The sequence below is a fragment of the Acidovorax sp. K2F genome (assembly GCF_025246485.1).
In the GTDB taxonomy this organism is placed as follows: Bacteria; Pseudomonadota; Gammaproteobacteria; order Burkholderiales; family Burkholderiaceae_C; genus Acidovorax; species Acidovorax delafieldii.
Map to the genome: position 1 here is coordinate 1 of NZ_JAOBSQ010000083.1, position 2,201 is coordinate 2,201.

The 2,201-nt window shown below is 55.2% G+C and carries 2 protein-coding genes; both read right to left on the minus strand.

Annotated elements, in window-relative coordinates; genetic code table 11:
* Window positions 1–1,008: AAA family ATPase (locus N4G42_RS25275; RefSeq protein WP_260669150.1), on the minus strand; the 1,008-nt coding region annotated here is incomplete at its 3' end.
* A 205-nt stretch (window positions 1,009–1,213) separates the two neighbouring features.
* Window positions 1,214–1,861 (minus strand): hypothetical protein, encoded by a 648-nt coding sequence (locus N4G42_RS25280; RefSeq protein ID WP_260669151.1) that lies wholly within the window; start codon window positions 1,859–1,861, stop codon window positions 1,214–1,216.
* Window positions 1,862–2,201 lie beyond the last annotated feature (340 nt).

Sequence of the window (2,201 nt, forward strand, 5' to 3'; positions counted from 1 at the left end):
CACTGACCAGAAATTGCGTGTCTTGTCTGTCCCAGCATATGTCTCGAGCACAATGCCAACAGCTCGGCGGCTTAGGTCCGTTTGTGCCTGCACTTCTTTCAGAAGCTCCATTTTCTGAGAAACACCGTCAGAGATGCATTTCTTGATGATGTCAATGGCTTCGGCGTCACGTGCCATACGCGCCTTATGTTTCATCTCAGCCAGTTCTTCTTCAGGAACAAGACGAACTGCCGCGAGCTTTTCCGCATAGGGCACTTTGGGATCACCGGGGTATGTGCAGTACACATACTTCTCGACCGGGCCACGAGACTTCTCGTTTCTGAACTCCACCAACTTGACGCCCTGTTGGCCTTCAGCGTCGGTCGCACTCATGATGTGCGCACAGTCGAAATCAGAGATGATGTCCGAAGTACCTCCATACTGCGGCCGACCATCAGCACCACGGTTCTTATTGGTGTGTGCCAAGGCAATCACGGTGCCGCCTTTGGACACAAAAGATCTGACTAAGTCGGCAAACTTCGAACTCTTCGTCTTGTCCATCAAGTCGACGAACTTCTTGAGTGTGTCCAATACCAATACCGTCCCGTTGGCCGTGCCTGTTTCGATCATTTCTAGCATTGCCACGCGAAGGCGTTCCACGCTGAAGCCCTCTTGGTCCCTCGCAAGGTAGTGAAAGCCGTACTTCTGCGCAAAGCCAAGCTTGTCTACGGCCCCGTTGAAGGAGTCATCCACATTGATGTAGTAGACCTTGTCGGCTCGGACGCGCCCACTTTCGATCGCTTCAATAAGCAGTGCAAACGTGATCAACGTCTTTCCTGTGTTGTGCTCTGCGTACAGCACGGTGGATTCCCCAAGCAGCGCCACACCTTGCATGACATGAACCTGCGCAAGCTTCTGTGTCACGAGCAGCTCGTGCTTTCCCCTCAAAGAGAACTTGTCAAGTGGGTGAGCGATCTCTTCGACTCTTTGTGCCTCAACATTCTGTGCTTCGATTTCTGTAGTGTTCATTTCAATCCTCAAGTTGTGTCACGCGCAGCGCATTAGCTCCGCCGTGAGCAGATAGGTATCAGTAATTGGTAGATAGATGTGGGCCGGGCGCCGACGCAACAGCAGCGTCAGGTTCCCAGCCTTTCAGGTTTCCAGACTCCCTCAGAAGGGGGCCAGAAACCGCAGGTTTCCAGGCTGCCGACACTTCGGGCCTGGGGGCATCGTTCTACGTACGCTTGCGCATCGGCGACTTCCGGGCAGCAACCGGTGCCCAGTACGTGAAACACTCTCCAGAATCATCACGACGGCGATCCCACTTGTAATCGGCCAACTTCACAATGCGCGCGGCTTTTGAAGTTCCCAGCATCAACATCACTTCGCGCTGGATGGCAGCTCTGAGGTCACTCCACTCGATCTTGTAGTTTGCTCTTGCGAAGTAGCGGCCTACGTCACGAGCACTGAACTCGTCGCGGATCCATAGACTGACAAGCGCTTCTATGACCGAGCGATCAAAGGGCGCGGAAGCGTCGCCCGCTTCGGCCGCTGCTAGGGCAGCCCCGATGATGACGGAATAGTTGTTGGACGACTCGTCGCTTGCAGCAGTCTCAACCAAAGCGCGCATCGCACGATCCAAGTCGTTCATCGGCACTCGATAATTGGCTTGCCTGAACCGTTTACTAACGGCAAACCAAGCCTCCCCACCTTTGCAGTATTCGTCAACAAGGGCCTTAAGCACGTCTGGACGGAACGGAGCGAACATGTCTCCGCGTCGTGCACTCGAGATGGCTTCCTCGATGTAGTCGGGGTTCTCCAGCGGGCACCACGGCCCCGCACCGATTGCCACTGTGTCAAACATGTGCTTAGCGATTTCCATACGTATTTCCTTAACTTTTTGGTGTGCCGCCGATGTCTCGTCGCGTTGTCAAGAGGAGTCTCAGGTGTCCCAAAATCCAAGCGCACGCGCCTGCTGCCGCCGCCTGTGCGCCCTGTGGAGGCGTTGGAATTCACCTGACCTTGTCTTCCCGCTTTTCTCCCTGGCCTAGGCCAGCCGTTAAACGAATCGCTGGACTGTGGGCAGCGAGCGTCGGGCACGCACGGCCTGTACGAAGCGAACAACTTCGAAGCCATGTCTCGAGGTGGGATCAGATTCCGCCTCGGCCAAACACATCCCAAGAGCGACCTCATTGGGGACATACGCCACAGACCGTTCGATC

Excerpts from the sequence above, each read along its gene's own strand:
- N4G42_RS25280 (WP_260669151.1), bottom strand. The coding sequence starts at position 1,861 with ATGGAAATCGCTAAGCACATGTTTGACACAGTGGCAATCGGTGCGGGG.